This window comes from Nocardia sp. NPDC046763, assembly GCF_040645495.1.
In the GTDB taxonomy this organism is placed as follows: domain Bacteria; phylum Actinomycetota; class Actinomycetes; order Mycobacteriales; family Mycobacteriaceae; genus Nocardia.
The window spans coordinates 38,773-51,814 of sequence record NZ_JBEYYI010000004.1; the positions used below are offsets into that span (position 1 = coordinate 38,773).

General features: G+C 65.3%; 32 protein-coding genes and 1 pseudogene. 32 read left to right on the plus strand and 1 reads right to left on the minus strand.

Annotated elements, in window-relative coordinates:
* The first annotated feature begins 338 nt into the window (after nt 1-338).
* Nucleotides 339-749: a hypothetical protein gene (locus ABZ909_RS07560; RefSeq protein WP_354830556.1), complete on the plus strand. Its 411-nt coding sequence runs from the start codon at nt 339-341 to the stop codon at nt 747-749.
* Between the two features lie 209 nt (nt 750-958).
* On the plus strand, nt 959-2,152 hold the full coding sequence (locus tag ABZ909_RS07565; protein WP_356996893.1) for a tyrosine-type recombinase/integrase: 1,194 nt from the start codon (nt 959-961) through the stop codon (nt 2,150-2,152).
* Nucleotides 2,153-2,625: 473 nt separating this feature from the next.
* Here the strand turns inward: ABZ909_RS07565 and ABZ909_RS07570 are convergent, their stop codons facing one another.
* Entirely contained in the window at nt 2,626-2,901 is a 276-nt protein-coding gene (locus ABZ909_RS07570; RefSeq protein ID WP_356996894.1) for a helix-turn-helix transcriptional regulator, read from the minus strand.
* A 133-nt stretch (nt 2,902-3,034) separates the two neighbouring features.
* Here ABZ909_RS07570 and ABZ909_RS07575 point away from each other — a divergent pair, with 133 nt between their 5' ends.
* The 30 genes and pseudogenes from ABZ909_RS07575 to ABZ909_RS07720 all read left to right on the plus strand — a co-directional run bounded on the left by ABZ909_RS07575 (nt 3,035) and on the right by ABZ909_RS07720 (nt 12,997).
* A complete protein-coding gene (locus ABZ909_RS07575; RefSeq protein ID WP_356996895.1) occupies nt 3,035-3,277 on the plus strand; it encodes a helix-turn-helix transcriptional regulator in 243 nt (80 codons plus the stop codon).
* Nucleotides 3,274-3,477: a helix-turn-helix domain-containing protein gene (locus ABZ909_RS07580; RefSeq protein ID WP_356996896.1), complete on the plus strand. Its 204-nt coding sequence runs from the start codon at nt 3,274-3,276 to the stop codon at nt 3,475-3,477. Before ABZ909_RS07575 ends, ABZ909_RS07580 begins: the two co-directional genes overlap by 4 nt.
* Before the next feature lie 170 nt (nt 3,478-3,647).
* Nucleotides 3,648-3,857, plus strand: coding sequence for a hypothetical protein (locus ABZ909_RS07585; RefSeq protein ID WP_356996897.1), 210 nt, complete (start codon nt 3,648-3,650; stop codon nt 3,855-3,857).
* A gap of 94 nt (nt 3,858-3,951) precedes the next feature.
* Nucleotides 3,952-4,509, plus strand: coding sequence for a hypothetical protein (locus ABZ909_RS07590; RefSeq protein ID WP_356996898.1), 558 nt, complete (start codon nt 3,952-3,954; stop codon nt 4,507-4,509).
* Complete coding sequence (locus ABZ909_RS07595; protein ID WP_356996899.1) at nt 4,506-4,637, plus strand: hypothetical protein; 132 nt, start codon at nt 4,506-4,508, stop codon at nt 4,635-4,637. The genes ABZ909_RS07590 and ABZ909_RS07595 overlap by 4 nt, the downstream gene beginning before the upstream one ends.
* A complete protein-coding gene (locus ABZ909_RS07600) occupies nt 4,634-4,864 on the plus strand; it encodes a hypothetical protein (RefSeq protein ID WP_356996900.1) in 231 nt (76 codons plus the stop codon). The genes ABZ909_RS07595 and ABZ909_RS07600 overlap by 4 nt, the downstream gene beginning before the upstream one ends.
* A gap of 63 nt (nt 4,865-4,927) precedes the next feature.
* Nucleotides 4,928-5,122, plus strand: a complete 195-nt coding sequence (locus ABZ909_RS07605) for a hypothetical protein (RefSeq protein WP_356996901.1) — start codon at nt 4,928-4,930, stop codon at nt 5,120-5,122.
* A complete protein-coding gene (locus ABZ909_RS07610; RefSeq protein ID WP_356996902.1) occupies nt 5,119-5,475 on the plus strand; it encodes a hypothetical protein in 357 nt (118 codons plus the stop codon). Before ABZ909_RS07605 ends, ABZ909_RS07610 begins: the two co-directional genes overlap by 4 nt.
* The gene (locus ABZ909_RS07615; protein ID WP_356996903.1) at nt 5,472-5,666 is read left to right on the plus strand and encodes a hypothetical protein; all 195 of its coding nucleotides are present in this window, start codon (nt 5,472-5,474) and stop codon (nt 5,664-5,666) included. The genes ABZ909_RS07610 and ABZ909_RS07615 overlap by 4 nt, the downstream gene beginning before the upstream one ends.
* A complete protein-coding gene (locus tag ABZ909_RS07620; protein ID WP_356996904.1) occupies nt 5,663-5,947 on the plus strand; it encodes a hypothetical protein in 285 nt (94 codons plus the stop codon). The genes ABZ909_RS07615 and ABZ909_RS07620 overlap by 4 nt, the downstream gene beginning before the upstream one ends.
* The gene (locus ABZ909_RS07625) at nt 5,944-6,147 is read left to right on the plus strand and encodes a hypothetical protein (protein ID WP_356996905.1); all 204 of its coding nucleotides are present in this window, start codon (nt 5,944-5,946) and stop codon (nt 6,145-6,147) included. Before ABZ909_RS07620 ends, ABZ909_RS07625 begins: the two co-directional genes overlap by 4 nt.
* Nucleotides 6,144-6,320 (plus strand): annotated as a pseudogene (locus tag ABZ909_RS07630) (WhiB family transcriptional regulator); the annotation flags it as partial. The gene ABZ909_RS07625 and the pseudogene ABZ909_RS07630, both read left to right, overlap by 4 nt.
* Nucleotides 6,321-6,524: 204 nt before the next feature.
* The gene (locus ABZ909_RS07635; RefSeq protein ID WP_356997336.1) at nt 6,525-6,671 is read left to right on the plus strand and encodes a hypothetical protein; all 147 of its coding nucleotides are present in this window, start codon (nt 6,525-6,527) and stop codon (nt 6,669-6,671) included.
* A gap of 43 nt (nt 6,672-6,714) precedes the next feature.
* Nucleotides 6,715-7,356 carry a hypothetical protein gene (locus tag ABZ909_RS07640; protein ID WP_356996906.1) on the plus strand — a complete coding sequence of 214 codons (642 nt, stop codon included), beginning with the start codon at nt 6,715-6,717 and terminating at the stop codon, nt 7,354-7,356.
* 68 nt (nt 7,357-7,424) lie between these two features.
* Nucleotides 7,425-7,583, plus strand: coding sequence for a hypothetical protein (locus tag ABZ909_RS07645; protein ID WP_356996907.1), 159 nt, complete (start codon nt 7,425-7,427; stop codon nt 7,581-7,583).
* A gap of 56 nt (nt 7,584-7,639) precedes the next feature.
* Nucleotides 7,640-7,912, plus strand: coding sequence for a hypothetical protein (locus ABZ909_RS07650; RefSeq protein WP_356996908.1), 273 nt, complete (start codon nt 7,640-7,642; stop codon nt 7,910-7,912).
* Nucleotides 7,905-8,036, plus strand: coding sequence for a hypothetical protein (locus tag ABZ909_RS07655; RefSeq protein ID WP_356996909.1), 132 nt, complete (start codon nt 7,905-7,907; stop codon nt 8,034-8,036). Before ABZ909_RS07650 ends, ABZ909_RS07655 begins: the two co-directional genes overlap by 8 nt.
* A complete protein-coding gene (locus tag ABZ909_RS07660) occupies nt 8,033-8,416 on the plus strand; it encodes a hypothetical protein (RefSeq protein ID WP_356996910.1) in 384 nt (127 codons plus the stop codon). Before ABZ909_RS07655 ends, ABZ909_RS07660 begins: the two co-directional genes overlap by 4 nt.
* Nucleotides 8,406-9,704, plus strand: coding sequence for a hypothetical protein (locus tag ABZ909_RS07665; protein ID WP_356996911.1), 1,299 nt, complete (start codon nt 8,406-8,408; stop codon nt 9,702-9,704). Before ABZ909_RS07660 ends, ABZ909_RS07665 begins: the two co-directional genes overlap by 11 nt.
* The gene (locus ABZ909_RS07670) at nt 9,697-9,855 is read left to right on the plus strand and encodes a hypothetical protein (RefSeq protein WP_356996912.1); all 159 of its coding nucleotides are present in this window, start codon (nt 9,697-9,699) and stop codon (nt 9,853-9,855) included. Before ABZ909_RS07665 ends, ABZ909_RS07670 begins: the two co-directional genes overlap by 8 nt.
* Nucleotides 9,848-10,225, plus strand: coding sequence for a hypothetical protein (locus ABZ909_RS07675; RefSeq protein ID WP_356996913.1), 378 nt, complete (start codon nt 9,848-9,850; stop codon nt 10,223-10,225). Before ABZ909_RS07670 ends, ABZ909_RS07675 begins: the two co-directional genes overlap by 8 nt.
* Complete coding sequence (locus tag ABZ909_RS07680) at nt 10,218-10,520, plus strand: hypothetical protein (protein WP_356996914.1); 303 nt, start codon at nt 10,218-10,220, stop codon at nt 10,518-10,520. The genes ABZ909_RS07675 and ABZ909_RS07680 overlap by 8 nt, the downstream gene beginning before the upstream one ends.
* On the plus strand, nt 10,513-10,725 hold the full coding sequence (locus ABZ909_RS07685) for a hypothetical protein (RefSeq protein ID WP_356996915.1): 213 nt from the start codon (nt 10,513-10,515) through the stop codon (nt 10,723-10,725). Before ABZ909_RS07680 ends, ABZ909_RS07685 begins: the two co-directional genes overlap by 8 nt.
* On the plus strand, nt 10,722-10,925 hold the full coding sequence (locus ABZ909_RS07690) for a hypothetical protein (protein ID WP_356996916.1): 204 nt from the start codon (nt 10,722-10,724) through the stop codon (nt 10,923-10,925). The genes ABZ909_RS07685 and ABZ909_RS07690 overlap by 4 nt, the downstream gene beginning before the upstream one ends.
* Nucleotides 10,918-11,304, plus strand: a complete 387-nt coding sequence (locus ABZ909_RS07695) for a hypothetical protein (protein ID WP_356996917.1) — start codon at nt 10,918-10,920, stop codon at nt 11,302-11,304. Before ABZ909_RS07690 ends, ABZ909_RS07695 begins: the two co-directional genes overlap by 8 nt.
* Complete coding sequence (locus ABZ909_RS07700) at nt 11,294-11,587, plus strand: hypothetical protein (RefSeq protein WP_356996918.1); 294 nt, start codon at nt 11,294-11,296, stop codon at nt 11,585-11,587. The genes ABZ909_RS07695 and ABZ909_RS07700 overlap by 11 nt, the downstream gene beginning before the upstream one ends.
* Entirely contained in the window at nt 11,584-12,093 is a 510-nt protein-coding gene (locus tag ABZ909_RS07705; RefSeq protein ID WP_356996919.1) for a hypothetical protein, read from the plus strand. The genes ABZ909_RS07700 and ABZ909_RS07705 overlap by 4 nt, the downstream gene beginning before the upstream one ends.
* A 9-nt stretch (nt 12,094-12,102) precedes the next feature.
* Nucleotides 12,103-12,354 (plus strand): hypothetical protein, encoded by a 252-nt coding sequence (locus tag ABZ909_RS07710; protein WP_356996920.1) that lies wholly within the window; start codon nt 12,103-12,105, stop codon nt 12,352-12,354.
* A complete protein-coding gene (locus ABZ909_RS07715; RefSeq protein WP_356996921.1) occupies nt 12,351-12,815 on the plus strand; it encodes a hypothetical protein in 465 nt (154 codons plus the stop codon). The genes ABZ909_RS07710 and ABZ909_RS07715 overlap by 4 nt, the downstream gene beginning before the upstream one ends.
* The gene (locus tag ABZ909_RS07720; RefSeq protein WP_356996922.1) at nt 12,815-12,997 is read left to right on the plus strand and encodes a hypothetical protein; all 183 of its coding nucleotides are present in this window, start codon (nt 12,815-12,817) and stop codon (nt 12,995-12,997) included. Before ABZ909_RS07715 ends, ABZ909_RS07720 begins: the two co-directional genes overlap by 1 nt.
* Nucleotides 12,998-13,042: the final 45 nt, after the last annotated feature.

The window sequence follows — 13,042 nt, forward strand, 5'->3', positions numbered from 1 at the left end:
CGAATCCGCTTCCGAATAGGTTGGCCCGCTTCTCCTTTGGGGAAGCGGGCCAACCTTGTTGTTACGGTGTTCGGTGAGGCCGGGTCGCTGGCGCGCCTGCGCGAGTTCTACCGCCCGATAACGACCGGTTGTTCGAGTTGCTGGACTGCGATCTGGGCTGGAACGACCCCGCTTGATCGCCGCCGGAGTCGCTCCCGGTGCGGGCGCTGACCTGCCCGGGAGTGGGTCTGACAGAAACACGTTTCAGTATTTTCTCAAAAGTGCCACGGAATGAACTGGACAACCGATACAGTTCGCCGGACCGCATCGAAGCGGGTTGGCACCAAGGAGTTGAAGACATGACAGTGTCCCTGAGCAAGCGCATCGCCCGGCGGGCCGGCGTCGGCCTCACCGCCGTCGCCGCGATGGCCTGTTCCGTGGGCCTGACCGCCTCCACCGCCTCGGCTGTACCCACCGGCCTGTCGGTGAACGCCCGCAATATCTACATGGGCTGCGTGTACCAGATCACCGCGACCTATGACAGCTGGATCCAGGCCTGGTTCTACGACAATGGCGCGATCATCTCGGGCAGTCCGATCACCCCGAGCAACGGGCAGGCCACTATTCAGTGGACCCCGCACAGCGCGGGCACCCACACCCTGTCGACCCTGCAGGGCTCGGCTTGGGAGTTGAAGGTGAACGTCCTCGAGCCCACCCTGACCGGCAGCGCCACCTGCGGCGCGGGCCCGCTGGGTTTCCTGGGCTCCTAACAGACTCGGTTCGGTGTGGGCTCGACCCGCCGAACCGGCCCCGGGCCGGCTGACCATAATCCTCTGTTCCCAGGTCAGTCGGCCCCCTTCAAACGAACAGCGCCGATTCGTGAAATGCCGTAGTCAGACGCAAGATTGACGAATCTTGATTACTCATGATTGATCCCACGTAAGCTACAGCTAAGCTGCAGCTACGACCGAGGGGTCTCATGCCACCCAAGAAGCGTCGCCGCCCGCGCGGCGAAGGGGCGTTCTACAAGCGCAAGTCCGATGGGCTGTGGATCGGCGCGGTTACCTACGAGGACGAGTATGGCGACACCCGGCGCGCCACCACCTCGCATTCGGACAAGGTCACTGCGATGGAGAAGTTCCGCGAGCTGCGCGCCAAAGTCGAGTCCGGCAACTATGCGCCGCGATCCAAGATGACAGTCACCCAGTGGATGAACTACTGGACCGAGCACATCGTGAAGCCGGAACTCGACCCGAAAACCTACGTGTCCTATGAAGGTGCGGCGCGGAACCAGATCATCCCGTTGATCGGCGACAAGCAGCTACCCATATCGCCGGCGGTGGTGCGCGGCCTGCTGACCAAGGTCGGGACGAAATGGTCTGATCGCACCGCGCAGCTGACCTACGCCGTGCTGAACGTTGCCATGAAAGCGGCGGTGGCCGAGGAGGTCATCAACAAGAACCCGCTTGAGCACGTGGCGAAACCAAAGGTCGCCAAGAAGGAGCGGATCACGCACACCTCGGAGCAGGCGCGCCAGGTGCTCATCTCGGCCATGAAAGCGAAAGACCCGATGGTAACCAGGTGGGCCGCCGCGTTCCTGCTCGGTGCCCGACAGGGCGAGCTGCTCGGCCTCGAGCGCAGCCGGGTGGATTTCGAAGCCATGACCGTCGAACTGTCCTGGCAGCTCCAGACATTGAAGTTCAAGCCGGGCGCGACGCGCGATGATCCGGACCGTTTCGTCGTTCCGTCCGGCTTCGAACACCGACCCTTGTATCGGTCGTTCGCGCTGACGCGCCCGAAATCCGAACGGTCGAAGCGACTCACGCCATTGCCCGTGCCGCTGGCAGCCATCCTCAAGACGTATTTCGACGCGACCGACGTGAACGAATACGGCCTGGTGTGGGTCACCGAGAAGCGGCGCCCCATACCGGCGAAGTACGACAGTCTGGCCTGGCATGAAGCACTCGCGCGGGCTGGCGTGCCTGACGTCACCCTGCATACCGCCCGTCACACCACAGCAACCCTGCTGCAAGAGATGGGAGTTGAGGAGAGCGTGCGAATGCAAATCATGGGACATTCCACTGTCGCGGCGCAACGGATCTACGCGCACGTGCCTCTCGATCTCGCCCGCAAAGCTCTAGGAAACCTGGATGGATTGCTGGCCGTGGAGTGAAATCCATTGCAAAAAGGGGACATTTGGGACGTCCTGATCGCGGCACGCCAATCCGGTTTAGCAGTTTTTCGCCAGCATCCATGACTTAGCGTGCCAATTTGTCGGGCGCTCCGGCCACTACCGGCCATTTTCACATAAGGTACCGACCAGTAGGAAAATCGCTCTCCCAAACCTCTTGCGCCGCATCAGCATCCGGTTAGCATCGAATCCACATCTCCCTCTGGGGGAGCGCACAATTCAGCTAAGGGTCGGGGATCGAGGAGCGCAGCGATGCGTATAGCAAGCTTCTGTACGTCATGTCGATATAGCCGCTCATCGGCGGCAAACCAGGCGTGACGGCAATGTTCACCGGCGGAGACTTTTTCGACGTGGACCTGTCAACCCTGACCGAGTTTCTCGGATCCACATGGAGAGATCTGACGCTGTCCGAAGGGCTGCGCCTGGCGAGATCGGCCGGCGTCAAGCTGTCGGACCTACTCGATCCCCATCGACTTTTCGACACTGCGGACGAATTCTGCCGGCGAAACCGATAGAGCTTCGGCCAGCTCGAAGACCTGGCCCATAGTCATCTCACGCTCGCCATTCTCGAAGCGCTGGATCGTCTTCTTGTTCCATCCCAAGAGATCGGCGAGCTGCTGCTGAGTGAGCCTGCGCTCTCCGCGCAGGCCCCTGAGCTTGCTGCCCGCCGCCCAGGCGAGCGCCTTCTTCTCGTCGATCTGTGATTGATCCAGATCGGCTGACGCATCCATGCGGTCCATTCTGGAGACCGAACCGAGACCTGGCAAGTGCCTTCGCATCGTCGGCCGGTTGTTCGACACAACGCTCACATTGGCGACCATTCGGTACTTGTAGGACCCCCAATCGGGGGTTATTGTGGACCGTATGGACCCCAATGATCTTGTCCTAGCCGAGGTCGTCAAGGACGCCATCAATGCAGCGGGAATCACCCAAAAAGAGGTCTGGAAGCACGTCGGCATAGCCGAAACCACATGGGAACGACGTATCGCGGGGGCCAAGTCGTTCACCATGTCCGAGCTTTTCCGGATCTCCGAGATGGTCGGAGTGCCGTCTTCGGAGCTCGTCGCGAAGGTCGAAGGATCTATCAAGGCTCAGGTGGTGTCATGACCACCATCGCATCCGATCGCATGCGCATCCGATACACGAAAGCTGATGCAGCACAGATGCTTTCGATCTCAATAAGCACTCTCGACCGGCTGCGGATGGCAGGAAAGATCATCGGTCGCGTCGACGGCGGCCGGGTGTTCTTCGACCACGACGAGCTCGTCTCGTATTCGAAGTCCTGCACTCCTGAAGGGGACGAATAGTCAAGTCGTCCCGCCGATCGACGCACAACCCGAAATCCCAACGCAGACAAGGAGATATCCATGGACCTGCTCGCCTGGATTCACTCACTGATTCACCCCGCCCCGAAGCCGATTCCCGAGATCCTGCTGCCCATGCAGACCCCGATCGGTTGCCTGCCCTGGGGGCCCGCATGATCGTCGCGATCTTCGTTGGCGTGTGGCTGCTGGCCATCGTGGCGCTGCCTCAGTTGATCAGTCTCGCGTGCTCTGAAGTCGAGGCTGAACCGTCGATTCTGCGCCCGACCGTCTACGCATGGGTCCGCGAGCTGCCGCAGCCCACACCGGAGCCCACACCGATTCTGATGCCCGACTGGAACCTCGCCGGAGCGTGGCCGCTATGACCACCATCAACCCGCGAACCTTGCTGGTTATGGCCGTGATCACGATGCTCGTGGTCTTCACCCTGGGATGGCTTGGCCTGGTGGTGATGCCGCGATGAGTGATCTGTCCGAGGCTGATGTACGGCGGATCGTGCGTGAGGAGATCGCCGCCGAGCGTGAGCGTGCCCTCGCGGAAGCCGACGAGGAGATGCGCGAGGCCATCGGACATCTGGTCGAGCACAGCGTTCTCCAGGACGCTGACGTTCGTACCGCGCTCGGCGTGCCCCCGTTGCGCGTATGGCACGAGGACACGTCGAGCTGTCAACTGGCGGTGCTACGGACCGCGGTGGAGATCCTATTCGCCCGCGTGGACCGTCTGACTGCCTCGATTGACGGCGGCCTCGGCCTCGAGCTCGGCGACGACGCCCAGCAGTCCGAACAGCAGTACCTGACGGGCAACCTCGTCGCGCCCGTTGAGGAACAAGTTCTCGGCGAGGCTCTTGACCTTCTGTGTGCGCACGGCCTCCTCCGGAAGGGTGATGTCGGCGAGCCGGTGCGGAGCAGTCATGAATCTTCTCCTTCGGTTGATGGAACTAGCGCCCCAACAGTAGGAGAGCGGCCGGTCGCCGGAGTGGACGACGCTCCGGCGACCGGAAACGGGGTGATTGCGTGAATTGTCCTCACCCGCACCTGGATTCAGACCTCGCCGCCATGCTCGGCTGGGTCGCTGTCGCGCTGCTCATCATCGCGGGTGGCTGGCTGCTCGGTGAGTGGTTGACCTGCTGGGGAGCGCCGCTGTGAAGCATCGATTCGGGCAGGCGGTGGGTGTCTGCGGGGCCATCTCCGTCGCCGTCGCGCTCTGGCTCGCCGCCGCGCTGATCTCCGATCTCCGCGAGCTGCAATCCGATCTCCGCCGCGAGGCTCGCGGCCGTCATCCGTCCTCTGGCAAATGGCTCGTCGACCAGAGGATCGGGAAGCCCAGCGCGGGCGACAACTTCCCCGCGCTGGGCGACCTGCCAAACCCCTGAAAACACCGCGCCCCGCCGAGGTGGAGCTCAGCGGGGCGCATTCCAGAGATCAAGGAGATTGTAATGGTCAAGCACCGTCGCGGCTGGAAGGGCTGGAAGCTCTTCCGCCGCAACCCGCACCCCACAGTCGCCGCCGCGCTGCAGGCGAAAGCGTTTTCGGACGCGCCGACCCTGGTGTTCCCCATCTACGACGAGCGCCTCGAGGTCTGCGTCGACCGGCCCCAGCTGCTCGACGACGGTCAGGTGGTGACCTGGTGACTCAGGCACCGATCACCGTGGACCGCTGGGAACTTCAGAGGGCCGTCGACTCCGCTGTCTCCGATTTCATGAATGCACTCGCGACGGACGCGCCGCCGCTGCAGTGGCGGATGCCGGTCGACCCGCACGACTCCCAGCTCAGCGGAATGGCGCACAGCGTCCACCACGCCGATCCGGCGGCAGTCGCTGCACAGTGGGCGGCGCTGTTGGGCCTTGAGAACGAAGAGATCTCGGGTCCCTTCCGCATCTTCCATGGCCGCATCTCTGGGCTGCCCGTCAAACGCGTTGAGGTGTGGTGCGAGACCGAACAGGCGCAGGCCGAGGCGTCGGTCGGTAAGGGGGTGGCCGAATGAGCATGCCCATCCCGTTCCCGACGCCCGGGCCCGCGTCCACCGACAGCGTGCCGGTACTCGACGCCATGGCCGTCACCGTGCTGGTCGAGGTCGCGAAAGAGCTGGATTTCGAAGGGCTTCCGAAGCTAGCCGACCGCGTCCGGAAGGTGGTCGGGATGCTGGCGGTCTCCGCGCAGGAGGTTTCGCGATGACTGATCCAGAGAACCTCGACGAGCTGGTCGACGAGAACGTGCGGCTGCGCGGCGAGCTCGATATTGCAGCGAAGAGGGCCGACATTCACGCGCGCACGATCGCGCATCTCGAAGAGAAGGTCAGCGCTCTCAAGAAGACGATACGCAGCTGCCGGACTCAGATCACCAATATCAAGGATCAACGAGATGAGCTGCGGGGCATGCTGTTCAGCCGAAACCTGCGCGAGGTGAACGCCAAGCGCGGACCTGCGTCGGTGAACGCGAACGGCGGTGTGCGATGACCGATCCCGAGAACCTGATCCGCGACGCCGTCGAATGCGAACGCTGCAGCGGTACCGGCGAAGTGGACCACGGGCGCACCTGCCCCGACTGTGACGGCGATGGCCTGATCGGGGATGACCCGTGGGCCGACGAGGCGTGCCCCGACGACCCATCCCGGCAGCGCCACAACGACATCGCTCAGGGGATGGGTGCGCTGTGAGCCAGGAGAAGCGCGCCGCTTGCGAGGGAAGGTCGGCGCTGTGGTTCGCGGAGAATGATCCCGACGCGCGGCGTGAAGCTGGAGGCATTTGCGTCGATGGGTGCCCGGTCCGACTGGAGTGTGGACGCCTCGCGGACACCCTCGGCGCGAACGAAGGCATCTGGGCCGGATTCGACTGTGCGACCGTGTCCGGCCGGCGAGCCCTGCAGACGTGGCTCGGCGTGAAAAAGTCTGGGCCTGCGCGAAAGCCTCTGCCTGTGAGGACATGTGAGTGTGGGCGCCAGTTCACGACTCCATTCGCGAAGTGCGTGCCGTGCTCGCAAGGGCTCGCCGATGCCGCGCCCGTACGCGCCCACGTCAAGCAGCTGAGGGCGTCCATGACTCGCGAGCAGATCGTCGAGCAGGCGCGCATATCCCAAACCACGCTCTCGAATCTCATGCGCGCCAAAAAGCTGTACATGAACCCCGAGATCGCCGAACGCATCCTCGCCGTCGAACCGGCCACCGACAAGGTGCCGGCATGAACGACATTCGCAGCTCCCGAAACATGAAAGGCCAGTTCGTACCATGAATGCCCCCATCTGCTTCCTGGATTGCGAAACCGACGGCGTCCACTCCGGGCGTCGTGCGTACGAGGTCGCGATGATCCGCCGCGAGCCCGACGGCCCGCAGCAAGAAACTCAGTTCTTCATCGATATCGACCTCGAGACTGCTGATCCCTTCGGTCTGAAGGTCGGCCGGTTCTACGATCGCCACCCCTACGGCCGGTATCTCGCGGGCACCATTCCCGACTTCTGCTTCGGATACAAAGAGGCCAGCGAATTCCTGCGCCCCAGGGATGCGGCTCACGAGGTAGCGCGCTGGACGCACGGCGCGCACATCGTCGGCCTGGTCCCGAACTTCGACGCGGAGGTGCTTGCCAATCTGCTGCGTTCCCAGCACCTCACGCCCGCATGGCATTACCACCTCGTTGACGTCGCGAGCATGGCCGTCGGCTGGCTGCACGGCGCGGCAGCACCGGCGAAAGCCGTGATGCCCGAGTCGATCCGCGAGCAGCTCACGCTGCCCTGGAAGTCCGACGACCTGTCGCGCGCCTGCGGTGTCGAGCCACCGAACGCGGACGAGCGGCACACCGCCATGGGTGATGCCCGCTGGGCGATGCGCTGGTACGACCAGATCACCGGCGCGTCCGAGGGCGGTGCACAGTGAGCGACCATCGCGCTGAAGCGCTTAGCTCCCTCCGGTATTGGGCCCGAACCGAAGACACGAGGACCGCGATGTCCTACGCCAGTGAGGCGACCGTGCGCGCCCTGCTCGCCGTCGAGGAACGCCTTGGCCAGATCGAGAAGCGCATCGGCCAGCTGGTCGACGCGACCGAGGCCGCCCTCGTCATCAACGCAACCATCACCGGCATTGGCGCACTCGCCAACGATTAGAAGTCCACCGTCCAGACGTGGATCCAGGACCGGATCGTAGAAATCGTCTACCGGACATGAGCGAGGGCAACGTCGTGGCAGGGCCGTGGCCTGGCAGCAGCCGGGCCGCGGTCCCCGCCCGCGTGGCGAAACCGGACCAGCGGCGGCCGATTCCGCACCGCTACCGGGTGGGCAAGCACGGCCCGGTGGTCCTCATGGACTGCCGGGAATGCCATACGCCGTTCGCCCCTGACGTCGAAGTGCCGCGAGGTCTGTTGTGCGCCAACTGCCGTGGCGACGCCGATGCGGCTTCGCCCGGCCTGTTCGACCTCGGTGGGCGCGATGGATGAGCTGCCCGACGGCATGCGCGTGGCTGTGCAGTGCGCGCGCTGCGGCGGCTGGCTCGTCGTCGACGCTCGCCGCGCCGCGACCGAGATTCCCCTATTCGAACTACCGCAGGAGGTTTCGTCGTGACCGTTGACGAATCCGGGCCCGGACCGCGCTGGCATGGCGATCACGAGGCATGGAAGCGGTCCATCCTGTCCTACGGCACACCGCTCGAGGAGGACCCGGTTTCCGACCGGGCCCGTGACGTCGCAGTGGCCGTGTTCCAGGTCGCCGCTCGCTACAACACTCTCTTCGTCGACCCGCTTGAGTGCCAGATCTACGCCTGGGCATGGATTTTCGACTGCACGCCGGGGCGCGCCTGTCGCTGCTGGCTGACGGCCGGTTTCGCGGTCGCCGCGGTACGGGCTCACTTCGCCAAGTCGCAGGACGGGCGCATGCTGCCCTCCAACGTGCTGTGCGAGGCCGGTCTGCTGCGTCTGGAAGTGGAGGCCAACCATGGCGCGTGAGTACGCCCGCAATCCCCTGTGGATCTGGGATGACGCCGATTACACGGACCTGAGCCCGGCCGCGCAGCACCTCGACTACGTGCTGCGCCATGGGCCCGAGGTCTCCTACTGCGGGCGCGTCGACTGGCGCCCCGCCCGACTGGTACCCCGCGCCCGCGGCTGGACCGTGGACGCGATCGAGGCCGCCGCTGCCGAGTACGAGGCGGCTGGCTTCGGCCTGTTCGACAGCGCCACCGAAGAGGCGTTGGTGATCAAGCACATTCACTGGGACGAGCTGCTCCGCAATCCCACGATGGCCGTGGCGCTGGTCAAGGCATACCAGGGCCTCGCGTCCCGCAAGCTGCGCGCCGGCGTCGTGACCGAGGTCCAGCGACTGCGCGAGGAGGCCCCCGAGTACTCGTCGTGGACGCACCCGATGTCCCGGGCGAAGCTCGACCGGCTGCTCGCCGAGCGGTCCCTGGAGGACCTCGGCATCATGCCCCGGATTACCAATCCGAATACCAATCGAGACACCAATCCGATTGGTAATCAGGACCGGTACGAGACACCAATCGAGATCGGTCCCGAACACCGATCCGAGACGGTCCCGAACACCGATGCGGATCGGGTCGAAACACCAACCGCCCCGGTCGAGTCCGACGACGGCGATACCCCCCTGATTAGTGCTTTGAACACCAATGGGAATACCAATCGGAATACCAATCAGGATCGGTCCGAAAGCCCTAGCACCTATCACCTCTCACCTATCACCCCTGGGGGTTACGTAACGGGGGAACGTCCCGTCGCGCAGGCGCGCGAGCCGCGCAACGACCCCCCACCCCCGAAGCATCACGCAGAGCACCCCGATTACTGGCTGCCCGAGTGCACCAAGTGCACCGCGCTGCTCGACGAGCGGATCGACTACGAGGCCGGCCGCCTTGGCGAGGCCGAGCCGCCATCGCCGTACTGCGACCACCACCCCGACGGGACCACGGCCAACTGCCACGCATGCGGCGACGCCCGCAAGGCCCGCCAGGCGCACGACGCCGCCCTCGTCCAGGCCCAGGCCGCCAAACGCACCGCCGAGACGAAACGCACCGCCGAGGCCCGCGCGCTCGCCGTCGCGAATTGCTCGCTGTGCGACACCGACGGCTACCGCGGCACCACGGTCTGCGACCACGACCCGGACACCGCCGACCGTGGCCGCCGGGGCGTAGCGCTCATGCGTGCCGCGATGGCCGCCCGTCCCGCCGAGCACACGCCCGACGTCGATGCCGAGGAGTCCGAGCGAGTGGATGCCGATGCGTGACCGGACCGGCGAGCAGGTCGACGAGGAGCCCGCCGCCCACGACCCGCGATGCGACGACGGATGGATCGACCGCGACGGCGACAACCCGCAACCATGCCTGACCTGCAAACCCCACCTGCGCCCGAAATTCGAACGGAGACACCGTGTCTGAGATTGCCAAGCGCATCGTCATCGACCACGAGCGCATGACGCTGTTCGTCGATGGCCGCGAATTCCCGTGGGCCATCGGCCTAGACGGCCCGATCCCGAATGCCATACCCGGTGACGGGCCCACCGTGACCGTGACCCTGCTCGCCGACAACGTCGAGGTCATCGGCACACCGACACTGGACGCCCCGGCCGGTCGCGACTCGCAAGGCGACATCCGCACCTTCGAAGGACGCGGCGCGCTCATCGCCCGCCACTTCGACACCCGCGACGACATCCAGGGCTGGCGCGACATGGCCAGGACGCCGCGGTTCATCGCCCTCTACAACGCCGCGCTCGCGGTTCTCGACGCCGAGGAGGTGGCCAATGCCTGAGCTCACCGACGACCAGCCCGACGAGTACGCCCGGCGCGAGCATCAGATCCGCAACAGCACCCCAGCCGAGCTGACCGACGCCGACCTCGAGGCCATGGCCTACGCCCACAAGGAAGGGTGTGTGCGCATGGCAATGGCCGAACTGCTCGCCGCCCGGAAGGCGCTCGACGAGATCGCCCGTCGCGTCCGGCCCGACGAAGACGGCACATGGACCGACCAAGACGGCCTGCTCGAAAGCATCGGCAACATCGTCGAATCGACCGGCCGCAAGGTCTGGGAGGAGATCGATGTCTGACCGAGACCTCATCGCCGAGGCGTACGTCGCTGGCCATCTCGACGGCGTCATCCACCAGGCACTCGACGCCATTCACCAGGTGGTCGGCGTGAAGATGCCTGTCCCGACGCAGAAGCTGAAGCGAGCCATCCACGACGCCACTGAGGACGGGCCCGTGATGGAGGGCGTCCGGAAGCGCCTGCGCGATTTGGGAGTTGGCGAATGACCCTCAACCCGCTCAGGGCATGGCGCGCCTACCTCTGGCGGCGGCGCGTCGAGTGGTTCGCCGAGGCAGCCCGGCGCGCCCGCTTCTGGCGAGACAACCCGTTCAACCTGAAAACCCATCCGCCACAGCTCATTCACAAGTCGCTCGACTGCACGATCCTCGTGCGCGATTGGCAGCCCAAGGAGACCCGTGATGTCTGACCACAACACCATGGCCGACCCTGACGACTACCTCTGCCCGTCCTGCGCGCGGTCCGTCCTCGGAGACAAGGACCACGTCTATGTCGCCGGCGTCGCATGGCACGGCAAATGCATGGTCGATTGGGGCACGCGCATCGCGTCAGCGCTGAGCCCGCACGTCAGCCCACTGTGTGGCGATGAGGCCGCGCGGCTGCGGGAGCTGGAGGAGGCCGGTGTGTGGGTGGTCGCGCACCGCTACTGGGATGCCGAAGGGCCCGGCAAGGCGACCCCGTACCCGGACGAGATCGCGGCGATGCGCGCAGCGAACGCCGACCAGTTCTGCCGGGCATGGTTCGTGCCCTTCGGAAAAGACCTCAGCGAGGTGATGAATGAACACTGAGCAGATCAAGGCCGAGGCGATCGCCCGCGCGGCAGCGGCCCTGCACGCCGCAGCTACTACCCGCGCGATCAAAGAGACCGGGCGCTCGACCCTCGGCGACTGGCCCGACGCCCCGGCGTTCGTACGTGGAGTGATCCTCGAGCGCGCTACGGCCGCGGTCAACGCCCTCGGCGAGCTGCTGCCGACCGGGTTCGAGACCGACATGTTCAAGACCACCGATGCGGCAAAGCCATTCCTTCGAGCGCGGCGCTACGTCACCGACTGGACCGAGGTGACCGAATGACCGGTCGTGCCATCCTCGAATTGCCTTGGACCGCACCACCTCTCAGCCTCAACGATCGCGGGCGCACGCCCGGCGCACGATATGCGCACGCCCGCACAGTCGCCGAAGTCCGCGGTACGGTTCACCGCCTTGCGCAAGCCGCTGACCTGCCACGCGGACTCGACCACGTCACTGTCCAGCTGCACTACCGGCCGCGCGACAACCGGCGCAGGGACACTGACAACCTCGCGGCCACAGCGAAGCCTGCGTATGACGCCCTGGCCGCCGGGACCAAGACGCACCCCGGCTACGGCATGGTGCCCGACGACATCCCGCGGCACATGGCCAAACCGGAGCCGATCATTCACCCCGCCGAGCGCGGTAAGCCCGGCGCGCTCTGGATCGAAATCACCTGGGCCGAGCACGCGCACGACTGGGATTGCCTCGGTGTGACCGACGGCCAGATCCAGTACGAATGCCGCGACCCATCTTGCGGCGCAACGGATTCCCATCCCGAGGATAGGTAGGTATCTACGATGACTTCACTGAGCGACATCGACCCGTACGGGCAGCAAGTCCCGCCGCCTTCCAGCTATCGGGTGACCAAGACCGCCTATCTCGACCGCCGGGACGTACAACGCATCAGGCTCGGCCATCTGCGTGCATTCCTCGCCGAGCTTGCCGACTGGCCCGACGAGGCCATCGTCGACAGCGATGGCAACGGCCCATTGGGCCTGGTGACGGTGACGAAGAAGGAACTCATCGGCGATCCAGGCGGTGCGCAATGACGCTGCCCGACATGCACGTCATCCCGCCCGATGACACCCAGGACCACATCCAGTCACCCGACTGCCCGTGCGGCCCGCGGAAACTGCCTGCCCGCGGCCGGGCGATGTGGGCGCACCAGCTCGAAGGCGTGGAAGCGCCCGAGCCCACGGGCATCCGGTTCCGCGTGGCACCGCCCTGCCCGATGGAGGAAGCGCTGGTGGAGTGGATGCGCTCGGCCGAGCTGCGCAAGGACGGCCAGGTCACCCACACCGGCGTCAACTTGGTCGGCCACGAGGACTACGCCCGCCACTACGCCAAGGTCATTGCTGACCACATCAAGGCCAATGGGCCGGACGTCGAAAAGCTCACCTACCACCTGCAACACCCGCTCAAAGGTGGCCAGAAGGTGCGCGCCTACGCCCACGCCGGCCACATCGCCGAGGGGGCGATCGAGGCGCTAACCAGGAAAGGGCTGATCTGATGCCGCAACGCCTCCCCGGCGGGACGATCGGGTTCACGCTGCGCGAGCTCGTGAGGCTGCTGTGCAACCTGCGCGACAAGTACTACCCGTGGATGCACATCCTGTACCGGGCCGACGGCACCGTGGTGGTCACTCTCAGCCTGTCACCGGAGGAAGGGCGGCGGGAGTCATCCAATGGCTGAGATTACTTGCGGCGGGTGTAAGCGTCCGGTCCCAGACCGGCTACC

Coding starts and splice junctions, on each gene's coding strand:
- ABZ909_RS07560 (WP_354830556.1), top strand. CDS start 339: ATGACAGTGTCCCTGAGCAAGCGCATCGCCCGGCGGGCCGGCGTCGGC.
- ABZ909_RS07565 (WP_356996893.1), top strand. CDS start 959: ATGCCACCCAAGAAGCGTCGCCGCCCGCGCGGCGAAGGGGCGTTCTAC.
- ABZ909_RS07570 (WP_356996894.1), bottom strand. CDS start 2,901: ATGGATGCGTCAGCCGATCTGGATCAATCACAGATCGACGAGAAGAAG.
- ABZ909_RS07575 (WP_356996895.1), top strand. CDS start 3,035: ATGGACCCCAATGATCTTGTCCTAGCCGAGGTCGTCAAGGACGCCATC.
- ABZ909_RS07580 (WP_356996896.1), top strand. CDS start 3,274: ATGACCACCATCGCATCCGATCGCATGCGCATCCGATACACGAAAGCT.
- ABZ909_RS07585 (WP_356996897.1), top strand. CDS start 3,648: ATGATCGTCGCGATCTTCGTTGGCGTGTGGCTGCTGGCCATCGTGGCG.
- ABZ909_RS07590 (WP_356996898.1), top strand. CDS start 3,952: ATGAGTGATCTGTCCGAGGCTGATGTACGGCGGATCGTGCGTGAGGAG.
- ABZ909_RS07605 (WP_356996901.1), top strand. CDS start 4,928: ATGGTCAAGCACCGTCGCGGCTGGAAGGGCTGGAAGCTCTTCCGCCGC.
- ABZ909_RS07615 (WP_356996903.1), top strand. CDS start 5,472: ATGAGCATGCCCATCCCGTTCCCGACGCCCGGGCCCGCGTCCACCGAC.
- ABZ909_RS07620 (WP_356996904.1), top strand. CDS start 5,663: ATGACTGATCCAGAGAACCTCGACGAGCTGGTCGACGAGAACGTGCGG.
- ABZ909_RS07625 (WP_356996905.1), top strand. CDS start 5,944: ATGACCGATCCCGAGAACCTGATCCGCGACGCCGTCGAATGCGAACGC.
- ABZ909_RS07635 (WP_356997336.1), top strand. CDS start 6,525: ATGACTCGCGAGCAGATCGTCGAGCAGGCGCGCATATCCCAAACCACG.
- ABZ909_RS07640 (WP_356996906.1), top strand. CDS start 6,715: ATGAATGCCCCCATCTGCTTCCTGGATTGCGAAACCGACGGCGTCCAC.
- ABZ909_RS07645 (WP_356996907.1), top strand. CDS start 7,425: ATGTCCTACGCCAGTGAGGCGACCGTGCGCGCCCTGCTCGCCGTCGAG.
- ABZ909_RS07650 (WP_356996908.1), top strand. CDS start 7,640: ATGAGCGAGGGCAACGTCGTGGCAGGGCCGTGGCCTGGCAGCAGCCGG.
- ABZ909_RS07655 (WP_356996909.1), top strand. CDS start 7,905: ATGGATGAGCTGCCCGACGGCATGCGCGTGGCTGTGCAGTGCGCGCGC.
- ABZ909_RS07665 (WP_356996911.1), top strand. CDS start 8,406: ATGGCGCGTGAGTACGCCCGCAATCCCCTGTGGATCTGGGATGACGCC.
- ABZ909_RS07670 (WP_356996912.1), top strand. CDS start 9,697: ATGCGTGACCGGACCGGCGAGCAGGTCGACGAGGAGCCCGCCGCCCAC.
- ABZ909_RS07680 (WP_356996914.1), top strand. CDS start 10,218: ATGCCTGAGCTCACCGACGACCAGCCCGACGAGTACGCCCGGCGCGAG.
- ABZ909_RS07685 (WP_356996915.1), top strand. CDS start 10,513: ATGTCTGACCGAGACCTCATCGCCGAGGCGTACGTCGCTGGCCATCTC.
- ABZ909_RS07690 (WP_356996916.1), top strand. CDS start 10,722: ATGACCCTCAACCCGCTCAGGGCATGGCGCGCCTACCTCTGGCGGCGG.
- ABZ909_RS07695 (WP_356996917.1), top strand. CDS start 10,918: ATGTCTGACCACAACACCATGGCCGACCCTGACGACTACCTCTGCCCG.
- ABZ909_RS07700 (WP_356996918.1), top strand. CDS start 11,294: ATGAACACTGAGCAGATCAAGGCCGAGGCGATCGCCCGCGCGGCAGCG.
- ABZ909_RS07705 (WP_356996919.1), top strand. CDS start 11,584: ATGACCGGTCGTGCCATCCTCGAATTGCCTTGGACCGCACCACCTCTC.
- ABZ909_RS07710 (WP_356996920.1), top strand. CDS start 12,103: ATGACTTCACTGAGCGACATCGACCCGTACGGGCAGCAAGTCCCGCCG.
- ABZ909_RS07715 (WP_356996921.1), top strand. CDS start 12,351: ATGACGCTGCCCGACATGCACGTCATCCCGCCCGATGACACCCAGGAC.
- ABZ909_RS07720 (WP_356996922.1), top strand. CDS start 12,815: ATGCCGCAACGCCTCCCCGGCGGGACGATCGGGTTCACGCTGCGCGAG.